Origin of the sequence: Campylobacter sp. RM16704 (assembly GCF_000816245.1) — a bacterium.
GTDB lineage: Bacteria > Campylobacterota > Campylobacteria > Campylobacterales > Campylobacteraceae > Campylobacter_D.
In genome coordinates this window covers 307,112-331,416 of record NZ_CP007769.1, presented here as the reverse complement: position 1 = coordinate 331,416, position 24,305 = coordinate 307,112, and the positions used below count along the sequence as shown (strand labels likewise).

General features: G+C 27.6%; 16 protein-coding genes and 2 pseudogenes. 7 read left to right on the top strand and 11 right to left on the bottom strand.

Going from position 1 to position 24,305, the window contains the following annotated elements:
• Positions 1-5: 5 nt before the first annotated feature.
• Positions 6-2,318 (bottom strand): EcoAI/FtnUII family type I restriction enzme subunit R, encoded by a 2,313-nt coding sequence (hsdR, locus tag CAQ16704_RS01770; protein ID WP_039666625.1) that lies wholly within the window; start codon positions 2,316-2,318, stop codon positions 6-8.
• 387 nt (positions 2,319-2,705) lie between these two features.
• On the opposite strand from hsdR, the gene CAQ16704_RS01765 reads away from it, so the two are divergent.
• The 3 genes from CAQ16704_RS01765 (at position 2,706) to CAQ16704_RS01755 (ending at position 8,197) form a co-directional block, all read left to right on the top strand.
• Entirely contained in the window at positions 2,706-5,066 is a 2,361-nt protein-coding gene (locus CAQ16704_RS01765; RefSeq protein WP_052244967.1) for an AAA domain-containing protein, read from the top strand.
• Positions 5,067-5,133: 67 nt separating this feature from the next.
• Positions 5,134-7,029: a DUF1561 family protein gene (locus CAQ16704_RS01760; RefSeq protein ID WP_039666624.1), complete on the top strand. Its 1,896-nt coding sequence runs from the start codon at positions 5,134-5,136 to the stop codon at positions 7,027-7,029.
• A gap of 85 nt (positions 7,030-7,114) precedes the next feature.
• Positions 7,115-8,197 carry an NAD(P)-dependent alcohol dehydrogenase gene (locus CAQ16704_RS01755; protein WP_039666623.1) on the top strand — a complete coding sequence of 361 codons (1,083 nt, stop codon included), beginning with the start codon at positions 7,115-7,117 and terminating at the stop codon, positions 8,195-8,197.
• On the opposite strand, the gene CAQ16704_RS01750 is transcribed toward CAQ16704_RS01755, so the two are convergent.
• The 3 genes from CAQ16704_RS01750 to CAQ16704_RS01740 all read right to left on the bottom strand — a co-directional run bounded on the left by CAQ16704_RS01750 (position 8,194) and on the right by CAQ16704_RS01740 (position 11,610).
• Positions 8,194-8,646: a lipocalin family protein gene (locus tag CAQ16704_RS01750; protein ID WP_039666622.1), complete on the bottom strand. Its 453-nt coding sequence runs from the start codon at positions 8,644-8,646 to the stop codon at positions 8,194-8,196. The genes CAQ16704_RS01755 and CAQ16704_RS01750 overlap by 4 nt on opposite strands.
• 619 nt (positions 8,647-9,265) lie before the next feature.
• Entirely contained in the window at positions 9,266-10,432 is a 1,167-nt protein-coding gene (locus tag CAQ16704_RS01745; protein WP_052244966.1) for a glycosyl transferase family 8, read from the bottom strand.
• Positions 10,429-11,610 (bottom strand): capsular polysaccharide export protein, LipB/KpsS family, encoded by a 1,182-nt coding sequence (locus CAQ16704_RS01740; RefSeq protein WP_158336260.1) that lies wholly within the window; start codon positions 11,608-11,610, stop codon positions 10,429-10,431. Before CAQ16704_RS01740 ends, CAQ16704_RS01745 begins: the two co-directional genes overlap by 4 nt.
• 389 nt (positions 11,611-11,999) lie before the next feature.
• Between CAQ16704_RS01740 and CAQ16704_RS01735 the strand changes: the two genes are divergently transcribed.
• From CAQ16704_RS01735 to CAQ16704_RS08550, 3 genes and pseudogenes are all read left to right on the top strand, one after another.
• Positions 12,000-13,703, top strand: coding sequence for a KAP family P loop domain protein (locus CAQ16704_RS01735; RefSeq protein ID WP_039666621.1), 1,704 nt, complete (start codon positions 12,000-12,002; stop codon positions 13,701-13,703).
• 84 nt (positions 13,704-13,787) lie between these two features.
• Positions 13,788-14,324: pseudogene (locus CAQ16704_RS08285) on the top strand (S24 family peptidase); the annotation flags it as partial.
• A 114-nt stretch (positions 14,325-14,438) separates the two neighbouring features.
• A pseudogene (locus CAQ16704_RS08550) lies at positions 14,439-14,879 on the top strand (hypothetical protein); the annotation flags it as partial.
• An 86-nt stretch (positions 14,880-14,965) separates the two neighbouring features.
• On the opposite strand, the gene CAQ16704_RS08500 reads toward CAQ16704_RS08550, so the two are convergent.
• Both CAQ16704_RS08500 and CAQ16704_RS08495 read right to left on the bottom strand, forming a co-directional pair.
• The gene (locus tag CAQ16704_RS08500) at positions 14,966-15,583 is read right to left on the bottom strand and encodes a galactosyltransferase-related protein (protein ID WP_052244964.1); all 618 of its coding nucleotides are present in this window, start codon (positions 15,581-15,583) and stop codon (positions 14,966-14,968) included.
• On the bottom strand, positions 15,580-16,092 hold the full coding sequence (locus CAQ16704_RS08495) for a glycosyltransferase (protein ID WP_052244963.1): 513 nt from the start codon (positions 16,090-16,092) through the stop codon (positions 15,580-15,582). Before CAQ16704_RS08495 ends, CAQ16704_RS08500 begins: the two co-directional genes overlap by 4 nt.
• A gap of 121 nt (positions 16,093-16,213) precedes the next feature.
• Here CAQ16704_RS08495 and CAQ16704_RS01715 point away from each other — a divergent pair, with 121 nt between their 5' ends.
• Entirely contained in the window at positions 16,214-16,630 is a 417-nt protein-coding gene (locus tag CAQ16704_RS01715; RefSeq protein ID WP_039666620.1) for a helix-turn-helix domain-containing protein, read from the top strand.
• Positions 16,631-16,790: 160 nt separating this feature from the next.
• Here the strand turns inward: CAQ16704_RS01715 and CAQ16704_RS01710 are convergent, their stop codons facing one another.
• From CAQ16704_RS01710 to CAQ16704_RS01690, 5 genes are read right to left on the bottom strand one after another with little or no spacing between them, the layout of a single operon-like run.
• On the bottom strand, positions 16,791-18,608 hold the full coding sequence (locus CAQ16704_RS01710; RefSeq protein ID WP_039666619.1) for a dynamin family protein: 1,818 nt from the start codon (positions 18,606-18,608) through the stop codon (positions 16,791-16,793).
• Complete coding sequence (locus CAQ16704_RS01705) at positions 18,598-20,823, bottom strand: dynamin family protein (protein ID WP_052244962.1); 2,226 nt, start codon at positions 20,821-20,823, stop codon at positions 18,598-18,600. The genes CAQ16704_RS01710 and CAQ16704_RS01705 overlap by 11 nt, the downstream gene beginning before the upstream one ends.
• Entirely contained in the window at positions 20,801-21,526 is a 726-nt protein-coding gene (locus CAQ16704_RS01700; RefSeq protein ID WP_039666618.1) for a fumarate reductase iron-sulfur subunit, read from the bottom strand. Before CAQ16704_RS01700 ends, CAQ16704_RS01705 begins: the two co-directional genes overlap by 23 nt.
• Complete coding sequence (locus tag CAQ16704_RS01695; protein ID WP_039666617.1) at positions 21,519-23,510, bottom strand: fumarate reductase flavoprotein subunit; 1,992 nt, start codon at positions 23,508-23,510, stop codon at positions 21,519-21,521. The genes CAQ16704_RS01700 and CAQ16704_RS01695 overlap by 8 nt, the downstream gene beginning before the upstream one ends.
• Complete coding sequence (locus CAQ16704_RS01690) at positions 23,494-24,273, bottom strand: fumarate reductase cytochrome b subunit (RefSeq protein WP_039666616.1); 780 nt, start codon at positions 24,271-24,273, stop codon at positions 23,494-23,496. The genes CAQ16704_RS01695 and CAQ16704_RS01690 overlap by 17 nt, the downstream gene beginning before the upstream one ends.
• Positions 24,274-24,305 lie beyond the last annotated feature (32 nt).

Sequence of the window (24,305 nt, the reverse complement as noted above, 5' to 3'; positions counted from 1 at the left end):
CTCCTTTAATTTAAATAAATCTCCCTTTGTAAATCATCAATGCATTGTTTTAAATTCTCCATACCTTCAAATTCACTCACTAGCTCTTTTACGCTACCTAAAGAGCTAAGATCTATAAGTGTTTTTAACCCACTATCAAAGTCTTTTATGCCATACTCTTGATACCTATCTAGTAAAAATTCCACAAGCTTTAAGGCTTTTTCTTTTTGGAAGCGTTTTAAAAATGCACTATTTTTTACATTTAGCACGCGTTCATGGCGTGTTTTTATCTCGCTGTTAAAGCTTAAGTGTGCTAGCACATCATACACATCGCAGTCTTTTTGCTCAAAAATCACTGTCAATTCTTCCAAAACCTGCTCGCTTATGCGGTCCTTTTCAAGTTTTTGTAAAAATTCTTTCCTGCTTGCTTGGTTACTCCAAATCTCGCGTAACCTTGTCTCATCGTTATAAAATTCTGCTAGCTTTCCTACTAAAAATTCCAAAAATTCTTTTGTGCTAAGTGGCTTGTCGCTATCTCCTATGTAGCTTGTCGTTATATCAAGCACTTTTAGTTTTGTGCCTTTTAAATGCACGGTGACTTCTTTTTGCTTGGTTGCTTCTTTAGGGTTGCTTTGCTCTCTTTTGTTTTGTATAGTTTTTACCTCGGTTTTTTCTTCATCTTTGATCTGCTCACCATCCCATTTAGGATCATAAAAAAGTCTTGTTACTCCGGTAAAATCTAGTATAGTAAAAAAGTCTTTTCCCTCATACACCCTAGTGCCTCTTCCGATGATTTGCTTAAATTCTATGATAGAACCTATATTTGCCAAAAGCACTATGTTGCGGACATTTCTAGCATCTACTCCTGTGGTTAGCATTTTAGAACTAGTGAGTATCACAGGGTAGCTTTTGTCATTATCTTGAAACTGCTTTAAGTACTCAAGCCCTATTTTACCCTCATCGCTTGTAACCCTCACGCAGTAGTCATCTCTTTTTACACTTTTAAATTTATCAATGGCTCTTTTTACTTCACTTGCATGGGCTTGGTTAGCACAAAAGATGATGGTTTTGTCCATAGGGTTGATGAGCTTTAAAATTTCTTTAGCTAGAAAATCGTTGTATTGAGGTAAGTGAATATTTCTTTCAAATTCATTGATCTTATAAAAGCCTTTTTCTAACTCACCTTCTATGATATCATCAGGGTTATACACATAGCCTTCGCTAAGCGTAGTCGTAACACGCTTAACTTTATAAGGAGTTAAAAAACCATCTTCTATGCCATCTTTAAGACTATACTCATATATACTCTCACCAAAATACCTATAAGTATCTACATTATCACTTTTTTTAGGCGTAGCAGTAAGTCCTAAATGCGTAGCCGATGAAAAATACTCTAGCACCCCTGCCCAGCTACCCTCTTCATTCGCTCCACCTCTGTGACATTCATCGATGATGATAAGATCAAAAAAGTCTTTGGGGTATTGTAAGTAGAATTTGCTTTCTTGCTCTTCATTAGCGTTTTCTTGTTCTTTTGAATTTGAAGCTAGACTTTGGTAAATTCCAAAAAACACATTTGCACTTGTAGGCACTCTACCATTATTTTTTCTCAGCTCTTGCGCACTCACTGCCACGCAATCACCTTCTATAGGATTAAACTCTCCTAAAGCTTGATCTCTCAAACTCACCCTATCACATAAAAATAATATCTTAGGTTTTTTGTCTTGATTTGTTTTATTCCACCTAGCTTCAAGCAAACGATAACACAAAGCAAAAGCTATGGTGGTTTTACCTGTACCTGTAGCAAGAGTGAGTAAAATTCTATTTTTGCCATTAATTAAAGCTTCTATGACTTTATCAACTGCAATCTTTTGATAATACCTTAATCCTTTTTGGGGTATGTATAATTCTCGCTGTGATAAAAGCTTGTATTGCCATTCTTTTAAATTTCCATAAATCCTAGCAAAAAGCTCATTTGGGGTTGGAAATTTTTCTATATACTCACCGCTTGAAGTTTTTAGGTTGTATTCATAAATTTTATCGCCATTAGTGCTGTATACAAATGCTACATTTAAAATTCTGGCATATTCTATGCCTTGAGACAAGCCATCTAAAGGATCTTTGCTAAATTTTTTAGCTTCTATGATGGCAAGATTATTGTTTTGAAATTTCAGCAAATAATCTGCAAATTTCCTTTCGCCTCTTTTATTTCCTATAAGCTTACGCCCATCGGTAAAATAATAATTTCTTATGATATTTTCTTCACTCCAAGAACTAGCGTGAAGTTTTACATCTATGAGTTTAACTCTAGTATCATCTTCTGAAAATAATTTAGCATTCATAACTTTTAAATTTTTAAGACCTTTGATTTAAATTTATATAATATTTGTAAGTATAACTTTATTTTAAAAAAAATTAAATAAAATACAATAGATAGTAAAGCATAGCACTTATGGACTAAAAATGGATATAGAAAAATTTCTAATAATCATTAAAGGTAAAGATGAAACAGAAAAAATTTATTCATTTAAAAAATGCGAGCAAACAATATCAATTAAATTTAATACATCAGAGAAAATTTATAACTATAATATCAATACTTGTAAAATTTACGACAATCCTAAAAAATAAATGCTAATCAAATAAATGGAATTATTTTTTGCAATATAAAATTCATTTTACAATTTGATTGTTATTATAAAATATTTTACAATGACGATAGCACAGAATTGATTTTATCTTCTTTATCACAAAGCTCACATACAGATAATAATATTTTTAACTACTATCAAAGCATTGCAAGAGAAATGATTATACAAGATAATGAAAAATCTATAATTGAAAGATCTTACAAAAAAATTAAAAATATTAACAAACATTCTGCATTACACGCTTATTTAACAAAAAATGCTAACACATTATCATACAATGGAGATTTTTTATTATTTCCATTTGGAACAAATCAATCTCAATATCAAGCCGTTAAAAATGCCTTAAATTCGCAAGTTAGTATCATAGAAGGACCACCAGGAACTGGAAAAACACAAACTATTTTAAATATCATTGCTAATCTTATTGCACAAGGAAAAAATGTTGCAGTAGTTTCTAATAACAATGAAGCCACACAAAATGTTTTTGAAAAATTAAAAAACTATAATCTAGATTTTCTTTGTGCTACTTTAGGAAAAGCAGATAATAAACAAAATTTTATTAGCAACCAACCTCAATTACCGCAAAATTTTGATACTTTCAAAGATAACACAATATCATCTAATATCATAAATCAATTAAATCAAGATATACAAGAAATATTCATCTTACAAAATAAATTAGCTAAAGACAAAGAACTTTTAGAAGAATTTAAAACTCAAAAAAAATATACAAATTTTTTTAATGCTATACAAAATAAAAAATTCTTAAATTTTTCATCAAAAAAAATATTAAAAGTAAAAGTTTATCTAGAAGAATTACAATACATTTCATTTTTTCACAAAATAAAAATTATTTTATTTGATGGTATTGCAAATTTTAGTTTTTTTAAAAATACAAAGGAAGTAATTTTACAAACATTAGAATCTTATTTTTACATCAATTCAATTAATGAACTAAAAAATGATATCCAAGCACGCAAAAACAAACTTGTACAATTAGATTACGAAAATAAAATTAAAAATTTACAAAACAACTCTATTAAATTCCTAAAAAATTATCTAGTCTCAAAATATCAAAATAAAAGAAAAATTTTTACTCTTGAAGATTTAAATACAAATGTCGATGAATTCTTAAGACAATACCCTATCATATTTAGTACAACTCATTCTATCATCAGCTCATTAAATATGAAAGATAACTTGTTTGACTATATTATCGTAGATGAAAGTTCTCAAGTAGATATTGTAACTGGGGCATTAGCCCTAAGTATTGCAAAAAATGCTGTTATCGTAGGAGATAAAAAGCAATTATCATATATTGTAGATTCAAAAATTTTAGAGAAAGTTAAAAATTATAACAAGCAATTTAATGTTAAAGAGGAATATAATTACTTAACACATAGTTTCCTAGATTCAGTGTGTAAAATTTTTCGTAACTCTCCAAAAATTTTATTAAGAGAACACTATCGATGTCACCCTAAAATAATTGGTTTTTGTAACAAAAAATTTTACAACAACGAGCTGCTTATTTTCTCTGAAGATAATAATCAAAACGACGCAATTAAAGTGATATTAACACAAGCAGGTAATCATGCAAAAAACAATTGCAATTTTAGAGAAATAGAAATTATAAAAGAAGAAATTATTCCTGAATTAAACACAAAAATAGAGCTTAAAAATTTAGGAATTATTTCTCCTTACAATAATCAAAAAGATGAACTTAAATCATATCTTGATAAAAATATTCAAGTAGATACTATACATAAATTTCAAGGAAGAGAAAAAGATGGGATTATTATTAGTCTTGTCGATAACAAGCCAAGTAGTTTTATAGACGATCCAAAGATGCTAAATGTATCAATCACTAGAGCTAAAAAATTTTTATATCTAGTAACAAATTCCGAAATTATAGATACCAAAAGCAATATATCAGATTTCATACGCTATGCACAATATAACAATTTTGAAGTTGTAAAAAGTAATATTAATTCTATTTTTGATTTGTTATATGATGCAAACAAAAATGCAAGAAAAGAATATCTCAAAGGAAAGAAGAAAATTTCTTTATATGATTCTGAAAATTTAGCTTATCATACTATTTTAGAGATACTGCAAGATTATCCTAGCTTTAAAGTTGTTAATCATATTCGCCTTGGCACATTAATAAAAGATACTTACTTGCTAGACACAACGGAAAAAATATACATCAATAACGCTTTAACGCATATTGATTTTTTAATTTATCATGAAATGGATAAACATCTTATTCTTGCTATTGAAGTAGATGGTTATAGTTTTCATAACAACAATAACAAACAATATGAAAGAGATAAAATAAAAAACTCAATTCTAAAAAAATACAATATTCCGTTATTACGTTTAAGCACTATTGGTAGTGGAGAAAAAGAACAAATCAAAAACAAATTAGATAATTTATAGTTAATAGCATTTTAAGATAATTAATTTATTAATAATTTGATAAAATATATTAAAACTAAGGGTTTAAATGAAAATTATTTTATTTTTAACACTTTTAATAGCCACATTATATGCTCAAAATTCAGTTATTCAAAAAAGAGCTAACATTATACAAGATTCTAGATTATTGGTTCAAACACATGGGGAAAGGCCAAGATGTCTAAGTCCAGTATCTTTCGATGGTGATATTTTTTTAAGAGTTCAAGAATGCAATGGTGCAAGTATTACACGATATGATATATTTAAAAGAATAGCATTTAGATATAAAAACGAGTGGCTTTGTTTATCTTTAAGAGAAGGTTTAACAAAGGGAAGAGGAGATAAAGATCATTTAGTATTAAGACCTTGTGTTCTAAACGATGATACTCAATGGTTTGATATAAAAAATAATGAATTTTCTCTTAGCAAATATCCAAATATAAAATTATTTGAATTTAATAATTTAATCTTAGCAAGTAAAGTAAATTTTGGAAATAAAGTTAAATTATTTAAACCTGTAATGAAAGAATGGTTAGAGTCTTTAGCTCCTCCTATAAATTATGACATTAAAACTAGTATAGCTTTTAATACAATTAACCCTCAAACAAGAGTTGTTAAAACTTTTTTTATAAACCCAAATGGTGCAGGAACAAAAAAATTTGATTTTTTTTATGATCCTACTAAGGGATATATCAAAACTTATAATATAAATAATGCTCGTTTTTCGTGTTTAACAAGCAACCTTAACAATAAAACAAGTTCTACAATCTCTTGGACAAATTGCCCTCAAATCAATCTTTCACCTAATACTGATCCATATGCTTGGAATTTTGACATTTCAGCTAATTCTTTTATACTCGATGTAAATGGAAATATTTTAGATGTTGCTAGGGGGAGTGATTTTGGAAAATTTTTTATTATTACAAAGAAAGAATTTGTAAAACAAGGATTATATACTTCTGATTTTAGTGGAATTTTTATCTTTAATAAACATTTTAATTCTCTTAGAAATTTTATTGCACGCAACATATCTTTCCAAAATGATACCTGTGGCAATGAAAAAAGATTTAAAAGAGATATAATCAATGATTCTCTTGCAAATTTTGATCCTTTAAAAGGAGGATGGAGAAGAAAATTTTTTGATATATCTACATCAACCGATGGTAATAACGCATTTAATGGAATTTGCGGGTATTGTTTATTACATACTTATGAAATTTTAGCTCTTTTAACCGAAGTATTTCCAATAAACAACCAAGCACCTATAGGAAATATAGGATATTTTTTTAATTACAGAGAAAATACAAATCCTTTAGAATCTTTTAGACTCAGATCTCCAACATTAAGCAATACTTTATTTTTTTCTTTAAATTATTGGGGAGATTCTTTTTATACTAACGAACCATTATATCTTAGAGCTTCTAGAGCTGTAGAAGCTGTAACTAGATTAGTTTTGCCTCATAGAAATTGGGAAATTGGAGAGCCTGTTTTTTCAAGAGATTTATTTGCTGAAAGAATTCAAGATTTGCTAAATGCACCGACTGGGAGTGTTTTTATTGCTTTATTAAATACAAATCCTAATGTTGCATTTGATGGGCATGCTATGCCAATTATTAGAACAAATCAAGGAGTTATAGTAGTTCCTACAAACATTCAAGGGATCAGTTTTACCGATTATGCTGATTTTATAAGACCGGTAAATACTATAGAAGAAATAAGACTTCGTCTTTCAACAAATAATTCTTATGAGATAACAGCTTTAAATTTTATACAAATGCAAGGTCCTATAGAAGATACACTAAGTTCTTTGCTAAGTCAAAATAATTGCAGTGGAGAAGGTAATCGCGGTAGGAGAGGAAATGGGTTAAATCTTAATCCAAGAAATGCAAATTCATGCGATGCAAAAAAATGCTCTTTAATGGAATGGGAAGAAGCTTTACAATAATTTTGATAATTAAATGATATTTGTTTATTTTTAATGTTTAAAATAATCATTAATTAAAAATTTTAAAATTACAAAGGAGATTAGAATGGACTCAAAAATCTTTTTAGAAAATGGTCGTGTTAAAAGCAAAGGCTATGCTATGCTTAGCAAGGATTCTAAATTCACACCTTTTGAATTTACACGCCATAAAGTAGGCAAAAACGACATTTTAATTGCTATTAAATACGCAGGAATTTGCCATAGTGACATTCACACCGCAAGAAGCGAATGGGGCGAGGCAACCTACCCTTGTGTACCTGGGCATGAGATAGCAGGTGAAGTTATCGCGGTGGGTGAAAATGTAAGTAAATTTAAAGTAGGCGATTTAGCCGGAGTTGGATGTATGGTAAATTCATGCGGAGAATGTGAAGCGTGTAAAAAATCTCAAGAGCAATTTTGCGAAAATGGTAAAACTATCTACACTTATAACTGCAAAGATGTATTTCATGATAATGAAAACACCTATGGAGGCTACTCAAACAACATCGTAGTAAGTGAAAAATTTGCTATCAATGTGCCAAAAAACGCTCCACTTGAAAAAGTAGCACCCCTACTTTGTGCTGGTATTACTACTTATTCTCCACTTAAATTTTCAAACATCAAAGAAGGCTCAAGCGTAGCCGTAGCAGGATTTGGTGGGCTTGGTATGATGGCGGTAAAATACGCTGTAAAAATGGGTGCAAAGGTGAGTGTTTTTGCAAGAAATGAAAACAAAAAAGCACAAGCTCTAGCTATGGGTGTGAGTAATTTTTATACTAGTACAGACAAAAGCGTAGTTAAAGAAAGATTTGATCTTATCATCTCAACCATACCAACCCCTTATGATCCACTAGCTTATATGGATTTACTAAAATTTGGCGGTGAGATGGCTATAGTAGGACTACCTCCATATGAAGTAAGCCCTAGTATAAATATCATCAATTTTGTATTCAAAGCAGGTAAAAAAGTATATGGCTCGCTTATTGGGGGCATTAAAGAAACTCAAGAAATGCTTGATTTTTCTTTAGAACATGGGATTTACCCTGAAATAGAACTCATCAAACCAAGCGAGATTGACAAAGCTTATGAAAATCTTACTTCAGGAAAGGCAAAATTCCGCTATGTAATTGATATGAATGCAGAAAATTAATACTCATCAAAAATCACATCGCTTATATCAAATCCTCTTTGCTTGGCTATTTCAAGCAAAGAGTTTATTTGCTCTTTTGCTAAAATTTGCCTTGATAAAATCCATAAATATTTTTTATCAGGACTACCTACTATAGAAACTTGATAATTTGTATCAATGTAAATAATCTCATAGTTTGCTTTATTAAAGATATTCATAAAAATGCTAAATTTAACCGCCAAAGCTCTTGGAGATTTTACCCTAGCTTTACCATTTGCATGAGAGATTTCTCCATTTTCCTTTGTGCATATATTTTTAACCTTAATTATAGGCGTAGAGCCTTTATACTCTAGCTCATATTCTGCTTTAGCACTTTTGCAAGTTTTTTGAAAAAAGGCAGGTTTTCTAGCCATTTCTAACCATGTACCCATATATTTTTCCAAATTTATACCATCTAACAATTCTACCATTTTTCTTCCCTTTATTTGCCTTATTATAAATTTAAGATATAAAGATATTAAAATCAAAAAAATATAAACAATAAATCCATATAATATTTTTAAGATATATTATAGTAAAATTATCTTGTTAATTAAAACATTTAAAGGAATACGATGGATTTTATTACAAATCTTATCATTGCTGCTATTATTGGTGGTGTCTGTGGTGTTGCACTTCATTTATGGAAAAAAAATAAAGAAAAAAAGCGATAACAAAAAAAATATAAAGTATTTTATGCATTATTCTTAAAATACTTTATATTAGAACTCTCACTAGTATAATATCTTATAATAAAATTTTAATTTGTTTGTAATTATAAATAAAAATTATGAAAAATATTTATTATTAATAGTGCTAAATATTTTGGACATTAAAGAAAAATTAATACAAGCTTACATGAACTTTTGCAACCTATTCCCTAATAAAATACTATAATTTGCAAATTTTTAAATAAGGCTTTATAGCTTTTTATTATTTTAATTATTAAATTATTCTTAAAATTTTATTAGATTTTTTAATAGATAAATATTTATTGCTTTTTTATCATTCCAATATTTAAATAAGTTTTTAAGCAAGGAATTTCCTTGCTTAAATTGGATATTTATTTAAATTGCTAATAATAAATTCTTTTAAAGCTTTTTCAAGCTCAAGCCTTTTTATAGTAATACTTTGTACAATTTTACCTTGAAATTCGCATTCTAGTATAAAGGTAAAAATTGATTTTGAATACACATAAAAGACAAAATCTTCAACAAAAGCAAGATGAAATTTAATTTTTTTATTAAAATCAATATCGATAATTAGTTCTTGCTTTTCTAATTTGATTTGAGAAATTCTTTTAGCCAAAGCAATTTTTTCAAAATACTGAAATACTTCCCCACCACTTTGTGGAACTTCTAAAAAACTTACAAAACCTTTCTCATAAGCACTTCCACCTAAACTTAACCATTTTTGATAATACACATTCCAAGAAGGCCAAGCAAGAGCACAAAGTTTATTATTCCAAAAACGATTATTTTGCCCCCAAGCATGTATAATAGAAGCATCTTTACTTTTTATCCAAGAAATATTGCCATAATAATTATCATCTAATTCGTAAATTTTTAAATCTTTTTCTAGCAAATACAAAGAAAACAAAAACTGATCACCAAGTTTAACTTCAAGAAAATAATCTTCATTTTCAGCAATAAATTGATAAATAAAATCATAAAATTCTTGAGAATTTTTAAGATTATCGTTAAAAACAATGATGCCTGCTGAATAGTTATTGGTGTGAGTGAATTTTATAGGAGTAAGCTTACCCCCCCCCATACTCATTGTAGCAGAGCCTCTAAAACAGGCAATATCATATCCCTTATTTTTAACTTCTCTTAACTCATCAACACCTTTAAGCAAAAGCATATCAAAGTCAAGATAAACAATACTTTCACATTCTTTTAAAAATTTCAAAGCTTCAAATCTTGCATAAGACATATGAGTATAGCGGTTTAATACAGTGCTTTGTCTATCGAGTTTAAAATCAGTATTGAATTTTCTAATATTTGTCTCAAAATCATCTATTGTAAAATCTATAAATTTGATATTTGGCACAAGTTCTTGCATAATTCTTTTATCGTTTTGACTAAAGCCATCATTGATGATATAAAATATCATTTGTGAAATATCCATTTTATCTTTGATATTTATAAGTAAAGTTCCTATGGTAAAAGCACTATCTTTGGTAGCAGCAAGCAAAATCCCTAAAGGATACTTCATAAAGCCCTCCTTAAAATCAATTTGACAGGTTTCATAAAAGGTTTTTTGCTATCCATTATGAAATCTTTTGGATTGGTGATAAATTTTCTAAAAAGTCTGTAAAATTTAAAATGTGAAAATTTAGCTTGTGTAGTAACAATTAAATTATCCTTTAAACTTCCTTTTAATTTTTTTTCTTTAATTTCATAAATATAAGGTTTATAAATAGGAGAATTAAGTTTATAATTTTGTTTTTCTACGCTATTAAAATCAAGTATTTTTTTGCCAAAAAGCACCAAAGAATAAAATTCTATTCTATAAACTCTAGTAAAAATGCGTCCATTTTCTTCACTTTTTTTATAATAACTTTTCCCAAAGCTGTAAAATTCATATCTTAAATAATATATAAATCTTAAGGCTTTTTCTTCATCAAAATTAAATTTTCCTTGAGATATACTTAAGATATGTTCTAAAAGCTCTTTTTCATTGTTTGCTTGTAAATTAAGATTATCAAACCTATAAAACGCATTTGCACAAATTATACAAGGTTTTTTAGCTAAAATTGCATAAACACCAACTCCAGAATTTAAAGTTAAAACAGCATCACAAAGCCCTAAAAGGTCGTTTAAATTTGTATCATCAGGTGCAAAAACTAAATTATCATAAGGTTTTTTATCCAAGTCCAAACTTAAAGGATGTTTTTTAACCACAAATACAATGTTTTCTATAAATAGCTTTTTTGCAAGTTCATTTAAAATATTTAAAAAATTCTCATATAAAAATGGTTCATAAGTAAAATTTTTAAGCACAGAATCACCTTCAACTTGCAAAGGCACAAAGAAAATCTTTTTATGTCTTAAGCCTAATTTTCGTTTTAGATTATCACTTCCTTTGCTTAATCCTTGCTCTTCTAGAAATTTTTCTCCTTTTAAGACTTCTTCTATGTAGGCAAGTGTTTTGATCTTTTGCTCTTCATTTAAAGCTTTGTTCCAATTTTTTTCATCATAAGAAGTAGAATCATAATTAAAACCTTTATCGTCAAAAAACCAAGAATCAGGTAAAGCACACCTATCATAAACAATAAAAGGCAAATTTTCTTCTCTTGCAAAATTAAAAATTTCAAGTCTTTTTTCATTATGTAAGGGGTATTTTAAAAAGAATATGTAACTATCTATAAATAATTTTAGCAAAACTCCCAAATAATAGGCTTTTAGAGCATATAAAAACGACTTTTTATTTTTCCAAATCCAAAGCGTAAAATATCCCAAATATCCCAAAATATCCGTTTTATCCCAAGAAAGTGATTAAATGTTGTTTAAAAGGTAGATAAAGGCAAGTTTAGTTTTAAATTTTTTAATCCTAAAAAATGTTTTACTCTCTAAAGATAGTTACATTTTTACTTAAAACAAGCTTATATTTTATTTTTAATGTAACTATCTTTATAAAACGCTATATAATCATAGTTTAACCACTTTTTACACAAGAATAGTATGTAACTATCTATAACTTTAAGGTTTGGAGGATAGTTACATATAAAACTTAAATATTTTTGTAAAATTATATAAATAATATTTTATAGGAATATATAATGAATAAGATTGATAATATTGCAAATTTTTTAGATAGCAACTCTAAAAAATGTTTGGCTATAAATGGATCTTGGGGTATAGGTAAAACTTATTTATGGAAGCAAGTTGAAAATAAACTTTCTGAAATAAATGCAGATAAAAAGATTGTTTATATAGATCTTTTTGGTAAAGAAAGTTATAAGCAAATATTAGAAGAAATAGTTTTTAAATTATATGGAACTTATAATTCTATTACAGAAAAAGCTTCCAATATTGTAAGCAAGCTTATAGAAAAAGCAAGTTATGAGTTTATAAAAATAGAACCTAATGCTATTTTTTCTTTTGCTAAAAAAGATGATTTTAATAATATTATTGTGTGTTTTGACAACATAGAAAGAAGATCTGATAATCTATCTTTGAAAGAAATTTTAGGACTTGTGAATTTACTCAAAGAAGAAAAAGAATGCAATGTTGTTGTAATTTTTCACGAGGAAGAATTAAAAGAACAAGATGGCATTTTGACTGAAAATAATAAAGAAGAACAAGCTAAACAATATAATAGTAAAAACTGGTATCAAATATACAAAGAGAAAGTTATTGATTGTGAAATAACCATAAAAAACAATGATGAAGTAGCAAAAGCAATTATCAAAGATAAAGTAAATAAATATACTAAAATTACAGATGAGATAAGAAATATTATTGAAAATATTATTTTCGAAAGATATAAGGAACAATGCAATGGAAATCTAAGATTACTATATCATGTGTTAGAGCATATAGATTATTTTAACAAGCATTGTTTTTTATTGTTTTGCAAGTATGATAATAAAAAAACATTTTCAGATGCTCTAAAATTAAGTTATAAATCATTAATATTTCAAACTAAAAAATATCTTTCTATTACAATAGAAAAAAATGACTTTTCCTCAAACTACCATCTTTATGAACAATATCTAAAAAATATGTTTTATTTAAATAAAGAAGAAAAATATCAACTAAGATGCGATTTTTATCAAACTTTAAAAATTGATCTTTATTATAAACTTCAAAACTGCAAGATAGAATATTTGGTAGGTAATTTAAATGATGAACAATTTGTAAAAGATATTGAAAATTCACTCCTAAAAATAGACTTTTATTCAAAAAATGGAATGACACATTATTCTTATGGTTTTTATCAAATTTTACTTTCAACCTATGCGCAAATTACAAATAAAAAATTAAGCAACATAGAAGAAAAAATCAATAAACACTATATAGAAGCTCTTGTTATGGAAGAATTAGAATTTGATTTTCGCGATGATTATAAATCAGATAAAGATCTTTTAAAATTATTAAAAGATGAAAAATGGAAGCGTTATTATGAAGATATCAAAGAAAAATACAAAACAAGCAAGTATGAAAATATTAATGCTTTTATTAATAGCTATGAGAATATAGAAAGTAGTTTTTATCCCGAATCAATCAAGCAATATAATTTTTTTAAAAAAGAAGAATTAGTACAGCTATTTAAAAATAATAACGATTTTTGTAAGAAATTTTTTAATCATTTTTCTATGAATATGGTTGCAAGTCATAAATTTGATGATGATTTAAATAATAATTTATTTCAAGCTTATTTAGATTTTTTAGATTTAGATGAAAATAAAATAAAAAAAAGTGTTGTTTTAAAATATATAAATTCACAAAATAGTGTATTAAGAAAGCTACTAATAGAATAATTTAAACCTTTCAAAATAAAATCTTTTCATTGCTTTTTGTAATTTTTTGTTAAATTCTTTTAAATTAAAATAAAAGGATTTAACATGCAAATGCAAGAAGTAATTGAGAAGTTAAAAGACATACTTGCAAGTGAAGGCAAAAATAATTTAAAAACAAAAGATATAGCTAAAGAATTAGGTATCCACCCAGACACATTTAACTCAATGAAGTTTAGAAACTCCATTCCTTATGCACATATTTTAAATTTCTTAGAAAAAAGAAATATTAGTATTAATTACTTCTTTTATGGAAGCTCTCCAAAAGATCAATTAGAATGTGAATACAAATATAAAATTTTAAAACTATATAAAACCAATGCTAGCTTAGGTGGAGGTGGTATTAATGATATTTTAGACTTTGAAAACATATTAATAGATCAAAAGATATTAGATTTTTTTAAAACAAAAGATTGTGAGCTTATTACTTGCTATGGTGAAAGCATGGAACCAATTATCAAAGATAGAAGTATTTATGTAGTCAATACTAAAGATGGACTTTTTATCAAACAAGTTTTAAAACAAGATAATGGAGTAATTTTACACTCTTTAAACCCTTTATATAAAGACATATCAAATAAGTCGCTAAAAGAAATTTGGAATAAATATAAGCAAAAAATGCAAAAAATAAATGAGAAATTTAAAATAAAAAAAGAACAAAAAGATTTAGAAAAAATAGAAGACTCATATAAAGGAATATATAAAGAATACAAAAGCCTTTCTATAAATGAGCAAGAAAAATTTTTACATAACTTGCTTTTAAATAATAAATGATGAATATGTAGAAGTGTTAAGATTTATTCAAATTGCAGAAGAAAGCGTTGATATAGCTTTAAAATCAAAAAATAAAGATACTGCAGAAGATAGAAAAACTTGCATTAGAAATGAAAGAAAAAATACAAAAAAGACACCCTAAAGCTTATGGTTTAATTGCTGATATCATTCAGTTTTTAAAAGATAATTATGATGTAAGTCTTTTTGAAAATCAATGTGTTAAGTATTATGAAGACGCTAAGAAACTAAAAACCATTAAATCTAGGCAAAAAAGAATTGATTGTATAAATGATTTAATAAAAGAAGCTGAAATAAATCCAAAATTGATAAAAAAATATTGATTTTTGGAAAAATAAAGTAAAATAAATATAATAATTACATTTTAAGTTTAAGCTTTGTGGAAAATTAAAATTACACCAAAAAGTGTATTTTTATTTTTCTAAGGTGTATTTTTATTTTTCCGCCGACACATTAGCGTGAGAATTTGAAAAAATGATATGTGTGATATTATTTTGATGATAAAATTTTAAAAAACTTTTAGAATCAAATCTATCTTTTTCATCGAAAAAATAGTATTCTTTAGCTGAAATGGTTTTTTCAAAATAAGGCATTATTGCTCGCAAACTATTATGCATATTTGAGTTTTGTCGAAAAAATACTAAAACATTGCGATTTTTAGCTTCATTTTCTATTAAGCTATCAGGGCCATCAAAAATATTTTTGTAAGTTTTTAATCTTTGATAAAATTTTTGATGATTAGAATCTCTATTATTAAAATATCCATTTTGATTGGGTTCAATGTGCCAAAGATGATAAATATATATTCCTTGCAATATTGCTTCTTCTGCCGCTAAAGAAAACCACGCCCTAAAACCTTTAAATTCATTAAAATCCCAGTTTTTAGCAAAATAACTTAAATCCCTAGGCATTGCTTCAAATTCAGCACAATTTTTTAAAAGCCTAGTTAGAAAATCAAAATCTTCACTTCCCCAGCCTTTAAAATCTTTATCATAGCCACCAAGCTCTAAAAATTTAAAGCGATTAAAAATGACAGAAGAAGAGGCTTTCATAAAGAATATTTAACAAATTCTCGTTTTCCGCTAATGAGATCATTTTTAAAAAATATATCTTTATTGTAAAAATTTTGATTTAAATAAAATTCAGTTCCAAATTCATTTAAAAATACACAAGGTAAGACCAAAAAAGCATTAGGATTTTTATCTATTTCTTTTATACTTATTAACTCTAAAATATTTTCTAAATTTTTTTCGCTTATCACACAATCAACATCCAAGGACATTACTACATCACTTTTTGCATTAATAATGCCTAAATTTCTACATTGTCCTAGTGAAAAAGCCTTATTGATTTGCTGTATTTCATCTTTAAAATAACGATGTCCTTTACTTTCAATAAGACTTTTAAGCTCATTGTGTTCTAAAGATGAAAAACCTTCTACAAAAATATATTCGATTAAATCATCACTTTTATATTCATTTGCCTTGTTTATCACTCTTTCTTTGATATAAGGACGCTCTTTACTTGTGCCAAAAGGAATGATGATAGATAATTTTGCCAAATATAACTCCTAGTTTTTATTGAAAAACTATAATATTATAGATAATCAATACTTAAATTATACTTTTACAATAATAAACTAGCTTAAAATTACAGATAAACTATAGATTAAAAGTAGGAAAATGAAAGTTGTCAATAGAATCAATGAAATTTTAAAAGAGAAAAACATCAGCAAAAAAGAACTAGCTAATCGCTTAATAAATTTAGGAATGAGAGCAAATAAAACAGGAGAAATTCCTACACTTTCAAGTATTTATGCTTACTTAAATGGAAATATCGACATAAAAGCAGATATGATACCTTTTATTGCTGATGCTTTAGGGGTTTTTGAACAAGAGCTTTTCAGTGATAAAAAAGAAGAAAATTTTAAAATTGTCCGCAAACTTTATAAAAACAAAATTTCTCACCAAAACTATAGCAATCTCTTAGAACTTCTTGAATTTCTTTCGCCAAAGAATTTAGAAATTTTAGAAGAAATTTTACTTCAAAATAAAGCAAAAAGTTTAGAAATCAGCTCTTTGCTTAGAAAAAATCTTTAGCCTATTTCTATTTATCCACTACAAATAAAGATAAATACTAGAACTTACAAATTCAAGAAATATAAAAAATAAGCTTTTGCATACTTTTATAACAAATGGTGTAAAAAAACTCTCAAATATATAATTTTTAAAATCTTAAAAAAAATATTATTAGAAAATTTTAAAGTTTAGAAATTTGAAGTTTGATGCTAGAAATCATTGATTTTTTAGTCTCAAATTCGTTTTTTAAATTTAAAATAATCTGCCTTTTAGCTTCGATAAAATCAATAAAACTTTGCACATAATTTTTATAAATTTTCAAAACCACAGGCTTATTTAACAGCAAGTCTTCAAACTCATAGACATTAAGCTCGGTTAATACTCTTTGATGAACTTCACTTGCTTTTGGATGGTATAAGCTAAATTCTGTACTATCAAGCTCGTAAAATTCTTTACTTGCATTCATTTTAGCACTAAAAAATCCCAAAGTAAGCTTAGTAGCACTTTCATAATTTGCCAATGCTTTTAGATTAAGTTTTTCTAAAAATAAATCAAGTTCTAGCTGACTTTTAAACAACAACTGCTTAAAATCTTTTACAAAAAATTCCTCACTAGCACTAGCAAAACTTCTAAAACTAGCAAATTCTTTTTCACTCTCCAAAGCATTTTCTTTTTGTAAATTTGAAAATTGTGCTTTAAAAAGCAAAATTTGTTCTTCTAAATTAGTAAAAAGTTGTGAAAAATCATCTTTAATTTGACTAAATTCTAAAGCAATTTCATTTTTTAGCTTTTTAAATTCTTTATTCATTGTTTCAGAGTGATAAAACATAGCCAAAAATGCATCATCACTTGAAAGATACGGTGCTTTATAAGCAATTTTCTCATAAAGATTTTTCTTAAACAAACCCTTAGCTTCTTTGTAATAACTACTATCTTTTTCTTTAATAAATTTTAAAATTTCTTGGGAGATTTTTTCACCCACTAATTTTAATTTATCTAAACAATTGTGATTTAAAATCTTAATTTTTTGTTCAAGCTCATTTGCTTCAAAAGTTTGTAAAATAGCGTTAAATTTAAGCTCTAGTTGCTCTAGAGCATTTTGAAACAAATTATATTGATTTGATAAAAGCTCACACAAATCACTAAGCTTTTCTTTGATAAAATCTTTTTTAATACGCTCATAATCAAGCTCCTGCAAATACTCATAAAGCAAAGGCAAATTTGACTTTTGTAAATCAAACTTTGCTTCTTTGCATGAAATTGCTATGATTTTTTCAAAATATTTATCAAACACTAAATGTGCATAGTTTAAAACATTTTCTAGCTCTTCTTGACTTAGTTTATCTTTTTGATTAAGCACACAAATTCCACCACGCTCTAAAAGCTTAGCATTTGCTTTTATGGCATCTTCTTCACTTTTTTTACCCGCATTATCAATCAAACTAAGCCAAATTGCACTATGCATAAAAGAAAGTTCTTTAAAAGTAGTTAGCGTATCAATATCATTTGCATTAAGCCCTGGAGTATCTATCAAAGTAATATTTTTTAAAAGCTCAATAGGTGCAAAAAGATGCAAACTTTTGGTTTCTTTTAGTTTATTTCTTTGATCACTAAATTTAGAAAGCTCACTTATATCTACAACCTCATCACTACCATCTTCATATTCAACTCTTAAAAAATACTCCTTAGCATAACGCAAAAAAGTAGGCTTAAAGGTAACAGGAACCACACCTGTTGGCAAACATTCTTTTTGCAAAATTAAATTTAAAAGCGTAGATTTACCACTAGAAAACTGCCCTATAATAGCTACATTAACAGCTTTTTTATAACTAGCTATAATCATTTCAAGATCTTTAAGAAAAGTATCGTTTAAATGCAAACTTGGCTCTAAAAAGGCATTTTTTATCGCAAGGATTTTTCCTTCAAAACTATCATCAAAACTTTTACAATAAGCATTTTCGTAAGCTTTTAAAAATTCATTAATCAAATCACTTTGCATTTAAAAGCTCCGCTTTTAAAGTCTTTAAGCTTTGTAATTTTGCATTGTTTTTTTCTAAAAGCTCTTTGGTATTTTTTTCATTTTGTTCTATTTGTAAAATCAAATCTTTCAAGTCTTTAATTTGTTCTTCTTGTTCTTTTTCATATAAATTTAAACTATACTCTAAATTTGTAAAAAATTCTTGATTGTTTTTTAGCTCATTTGCTATCGTTTCTATACCAAAAGTTTGTAGTTGTTTTAAAATTTGATCTTCCAATGTAGTTTGTAATTTATAAATATCTTTATTTTGCATGATGCTTTCTAAAAGATCTGATTTTAAAGCAAAAAAAATCTTATCATTAAAAATACCTTCTATTTTTGCTTCAACCTTACTTTTAAAATCATCACAATTTTGCTCTAAAATATCTTTTAAAAAATCATATTTAATACTTAATATATTTTTAATCTCGCTAATTTTATATTCACTTTGGTATTTTAATTCTCTTAAAAGATCAAAAATACCATCTTTTAAAGTCGTATCTATGATAGTATTTAATCTTTGAGTATTGTTTTTGATTTTATTATTTTGATTATACTTCAACTCATCTATGAGTTTTTCTTTTAACTTCTTAGCTAATAAATGTAAAAGTGTTAAAACTTCTTGAGTATTTTCATTTTTTGTATTAAAAATAGCATTTAATTCCGCTTTTACTTGATTTAATTTTTCTTTTTTTGATTTAAAATCATCAATTATTGTTTTATTTTGCTTATCAAGTTCAAAATTTTCATAATTTAATATTTTATTAGAAAAATTGATTTTTTCTTCGATTTTTTCTAAATGCAATAATAATTCTTTTTTATAAGCATTTAAAGCAATTTTATTTTTACTATATAAACTTTTAGCTATTTGCTCTTGTAGTGTTAAAATATTGCTTTGTTCTAAATTGCCACCTTTATTTTGATAAAAATCATTAGCTAATTTCGAAGAAATACACACAAAATTTACACTATCTAATAATTCTTGGTTTAATTGTTTTTGCATTAGAGTATTTTTGAGTTTATTTTTAGTATAGCCAATTACTTCTTGTAAATCTTTTTGGCTAAGCAAATCAGCCTTAGTAAGAACGATTAAAAGCTTACTTACTCTTGAAGTTAGCAAGCATTCTATAATAAAATCACAATCTTTTTGACTAAGACTTTGAGAAGCATTCATAAGATGGATTAAAAAATCAGCCTTTTTAATAAAATCCTTTGTTAAAAGCTCTCTTTGAATAATAACATCATCAAGTCCTGGAGTATCAACTATATAAACATTATCTTTTAAAAAATCAAGTGTTGAAAAAAGTTCTATTTTTTTAATTAATGCTGAAATTTTATTTTTTGCACTAGTGTAGTTTTTTAATTCATCAAAATTTATTTCTATATTTTTATTTTCTTTTTCAATATACTCATTTAGGTTAAAATTTTGCTCTAATTGTTTTATAAGTTCTTGCATATCTTGATTGTCTTTAGAGCTTATTAAAATATTTTGCCATTCTTGATTATCCCAAAAATAAATCTTTGCTCTTTGATTTTGACCATATTTTAAAATAGTTAAGTTTGCAGTTTCTGGGACATTAGAAACACCTAAAAAATCTTTTTTTAAAAGTGCATTTAGCATACTTGATTTTCCAGCATTTACCACTCCAGTTACTGCGATTGAAAAATCAATATTACTGAATTTAAGCAAAGCATCTTGTAAAAGTTTTTGAACTTTTACATCTTCACAAAGTTCTTGCAAGTTTTGATTAATATAATCTAATGTTTGATGAGAATTTTTAACTTCTTGTTTATAATCTTTTTGGATAACTATTTGATTAGACACAAAAGTATAAACTAAAGTATTATCAGTAATTTTTTGAAGTTTTTCTAAAGCCTTTAAAAGCTCATTTTTGTCTAAAATTCCTAAATTTAAAGCATTAATAAAACAAACTTGAGCATATTGTATGCTATAAAGATCTAAGCGTAAATTTAAACTTTTCATTAAATTTTTAAATTCATTTAAAGCACTAAATCTTTCATAATTATCAAGATTAGTGCTTAAAATGATTGCTGCTTTTTGAGTATCAACCAAACTTTCATCAAAAAGAGTATTTATATCAAGATATACGCTATGATTTTGCCAAATTTGTTTTAGTAGTGTTTTAAAAGCCCCCTTTTCTTGGGGGCTAGGATTATTTGTCTCTTTGAGCGACAAGCTGTCTTCTCATGTAAGCGATTTTACTTTGTAAAGGTAGTTCTTTTGGACAATTATCTTCACAAGCAAGTAAAGACATACATCCAAATACACCATCATCATCACCTACTAATTCATAAAAATCTTCTATGGTTCTATGATCATGTGGATCTTGTAAATATCTAGCTGTTCTTAAAAGACCGGTAGCTGCAATAAAATCAGGTCTCATTAATTTAGTCGCACAAGAAGCAACACAAATTCCGCACTCTATACAACGATCAAGCTCAAAAGTCTCATCAGCTACTTCTGGTTCAATACGCTCTTCAAGTTTTGAAATATCTGTTTCTTTTTCATTATGTACCCAACTTTCAACGCGTTTACACATACCATCAAACCACTCGCCTGTATTAACACTTAAATCTTTAATGTGTCTAAATGCTGGTAAAGGCATGAGCTCTATAACGCCATCTGGATAATCTTTTGTTAAAGTTTTACAAGCAAGTTTTGGCTTACCGTTAATCATCATAGCACAGCTTCCACAAATCCCTGCTCTACAAACAAAGTCAAAACTCAAATCTGCATCCATTTTTTCTCTAATTTGAGTTAAACACACAAAAATTGTCATAAATGGAGTTTCTTCAAGCTCATAAGTAACAAAATGAGGCTTAGAAATTTTACTTAATGGGTTATACTTAAATGCTCTTATTGTTAATTTTCTACTCATAATCAACTCCTATTCTTTGATTTGGTGCTTTAAATTTAGCTTGTAGTTCATAAGGCATTAAAGCATTTTGAATTTCATATCTTCCTTTGCCTTCTGCTTCCATTTTTTCACGGATCGCATCTACTTCTGCTTGGCGTTTTTCACTCAATGGATTTTCAATAATATTTCCTTTAGCACCATAACCTCTAAATGCAGGTGGAATTTCCATTTTCATGATGTCAAGATCTTCATACTCAATTCTAGGCATACTTTCACCTTCTACCCAGTAAGTATTAGTTCTTTTCATCCAATTTAAGTCATCTCTTTTTGGATAATCTTCTCTATAGTGTGCTCCACGACTTTCTGTTCTTAAAAGTGCTCCATAAGCTACACATAAAGCGATTTTTAACATTCTTGGAACTCTATAAGCTTCTTCAAGCTCTGGATTTGCACATTTTAATTCTTTATCATGCACTTTTAGATCAAGTGATTTTTGATATAACTCTTCAAGCTCTTTAACAGCTTCTTCAAGACCTTGACCTGTTCTAAAGATAGCTACTTTTTCCCACATGATATCTTTCATTCTATTTTTGATTTCAAATACATCATGTTTTCCTTCTTTACTTACAAGAGATTTTAAATAATCATACTCTTTAGAAAGGAAAGATTTAACAACATTTGTATCAATATCATTACCATTTTCTTTACAATATTGTGCAAAATAATCTCCTACGATCATGCCTGCTACAACGGTTTCTGAACATGAATTTCCACCTAAGCGGTTAAATCCATGCATATCCCAACAAGCTGCTTCACCACACGCAAAAAGACCATTTAACCATTGACTTTCACCGGTTGGTTTTGTTCTAATACCACCCATTGAATAGTGTTGCATAGGTAAAACCGGAGCCCAACCTTTTGGACCCTCATCAGCAGGATCAATACCATTAAATGTTTTACAAATATCTTGAACATCACGAAGATTTTTTTCAACATGAGCACGACCCAAAATTGAAATATCAAGCCACAAGTGTTCTCCATAAGGGCTTTTTACACCTTTTCCTTTTCTAATATGCTCCATCATTCTACGACTTACAACATCCCTACTTGCAAGTTCTTTTTTCTCAGGCTCATAATCAGGCATAAAACGGTAACCATCAACATCTCTTAAGATACCACCATCACCTCTACAACCTTCAGTTAGTAAGATACCACTTGGAACGATTGGAGTTGGGTGAAATTGAACTGCTTCCATATTTGAAAGTCTGCAAAGTCCAGTTTCAAGTGCAATAGCAGCTCCTGTACCTTCACAAATAACAGCATTTGTAGTTTGTTTGTAAATTCTACCATAACCACCAGTTGCAATCATAGTTCCTCTAGCAACATAAGCGATTAATTCTCCATTAGTTAAATCTCTAGCAATAGCTCCTAGACATTTTTTACCATCATGAATAATTCTTACTGCTTCCATTCTATCAATGATTTTAACTTGATGTTTAATCGCTTCATTTGCCACACCATATAACATACAATGTCCTGTTGCATCAGCAATATAACATGTTCTCCATTTTTTAGTACCACCAAAATCTCTTGCATTTATAAGACCATGTGCTTCTTCTTTTTCTTCTATAGTTGTTTTTTGAGCATTGATAACTACAGTTCTAGGTCCTTTTGTAACCCTAGTCCAAGGCACACCCCAAGCAGCAAGCTCACGCACAGCTTTTGGAGCAGTTTGGGCAAACATTCTTGCAACTTCTTGATCACAGCCCCAGTCAGACCCTTTTACTGTATCTGCAAAATGCACATCTTCATTATCACCTTCACCTTTAACACTATTTCCTAAACTAGCTTGCATACCACCTTGTACAGCAGCTGAGTGAGATCTTTTAACTGGACAAATACTTAATAAAGTTACACTCTGACCGCTTTTTGCAACTTCAATAGCAGCTCTTAAACCTGCAAGACCACCACCAATAACTAAAGCATCACTATATTGTATATTCATATTTAGCTCCATCATAAGTTTTTACTATTTGTGCTACAGAATTATTTTGATAATTGCTAAAGCCTATTTTTGCAAAAGCAGCTAAGCTTAATACACCTAAAACTAAAAAGAAAACACTGATAAACCATTTTGCTTTTTTTAGTTTTTTACGACTTTCTTTAGCGTTTTCTCCTTCAAACCAACCCCATTTTACACAAAGTCTATAAAGACCAATACTTCCATGCAATTCAACACAGATTAACAAAGCAATATAAAATAACCACATAAAATGGCTTATAACTCTATCACCTGACATATCAGCACTAATTTTATCTGCATTTGTGATTACAAAAATCAAATGTGCAGAACCTAAGAAAAACATTACAAAACCAGTTGCCGCTTGAACCCACCATAAAGAAGAATCACCGTGATTCATGTATTTTAAATGTGTTCTACAAAGTTGATATTGTCTGAAGTTAATTGGAAATTTTCTCATTGCAAGACCTGCATGTACAAAGAAAATAACTAAAACACAGGCTGCTAAGAAAGAAGTAATATAGCTCATCATAGGACTATTAATGATAAATTTAAGCTCTAAAAAATGAACTACTGAATCAAAAAAATCATCGCTAACCAAAATGGTAGAAACAAAAAACATATGTGCCCACATAAACAAACCTAAAATCAAGCCTGTTGCACTTTGAATATAGTCAAGTTTTGCTGGCATTTTACTTTTTTTACCATCAATATTCTTGCCTAAAAAACCTTCAATGAGTTGGCTCATATTTACTCCTTTTAAAATATTGATAAATTTTA

Coding starts and splice junctions, on each gene's coding strand:
- hsdR (WP_039666625.1), bottom strand. CDS start 2,318: ATGAATGCTAAATTATTTTCAGAAGATGATACTAGAGTTAAACTCATA.
- CAQ16704_RS01760 (WP_039666624.1), top strand. CDS start 5,134: ATGAAAATTATTTTATTTTTAACACTTTTAATAGCCACATTATATGCT.
- CAQ16704_RS01755 (WP_039666623.1), top strand. CDS start 7,115: ATGGACTCAAAAATCTTTTTAGAAAATGGTCGTGTTAAAAGCAAAGGC.
- CAQ16704_RS01750 (WP_039666622.1), bottom strand. CDS start 8,646: ATGGTAGAATTGTTAGATGGTATAAATTTGGAAAAATATATGGGTACA.
- CAQ16704_RS01745 (WP_052244966.1), bottom strand. CDS start 10,432: ATGAAGTATCCTTTAGGGATTTTGCTTGCTGCTACCAAAGATAGTGCT.
- CAQ16704_RS01735 (WP_039666621.1), top strand. CDS start 12,000: ATGAATAAGATTGATAATATTGCAAATTTTTTAGATAGCAACTCTAAA.
- CAQ16704_RS08500 (WP_052244964.1), bottom strand. CDS start 15,583: ATGAAAGCCTCTTCTTCTGTCATTTTTAATCGCTTTAAATTTTTAGAG.
- CAQ16704_RS01715 (WP_039666620.1), top strand. CDS start 16,214: ATGAAAGTTGTCAATAGAATCAATGAAATTTTAAAAGAGAAAAACATC.
- CAQ16704_RS01710 (WP_039666619.1), bottom strand. CDS start 18,608: ATGCAAAGTGATTTGATTAATGAATTTTTAAAAGCTTACGAAAATGCT.
- CAQ16704_RS01700 (WP_039666618.1), bottom strand. CDS start 21,526: ATGAGTAGAAAATTAACAATAAGAGCATTTAAGTATAACCCATTAAGT.
- CAQ16704_RS01695 (WP_039666617.1), bottom strand. CDS start 23,510: ATGAATATACAATATAGTGATGCTTTAGTTATTGGTGGTGGTCTTGCA.
- CAQ16704_RS01690 (WP_039666616.1), bottom strand. CDS start 24,273: ATGAGCCAACTCATTGAAGGTTTTTTAGGCAAGAATATTGATGGTAAA.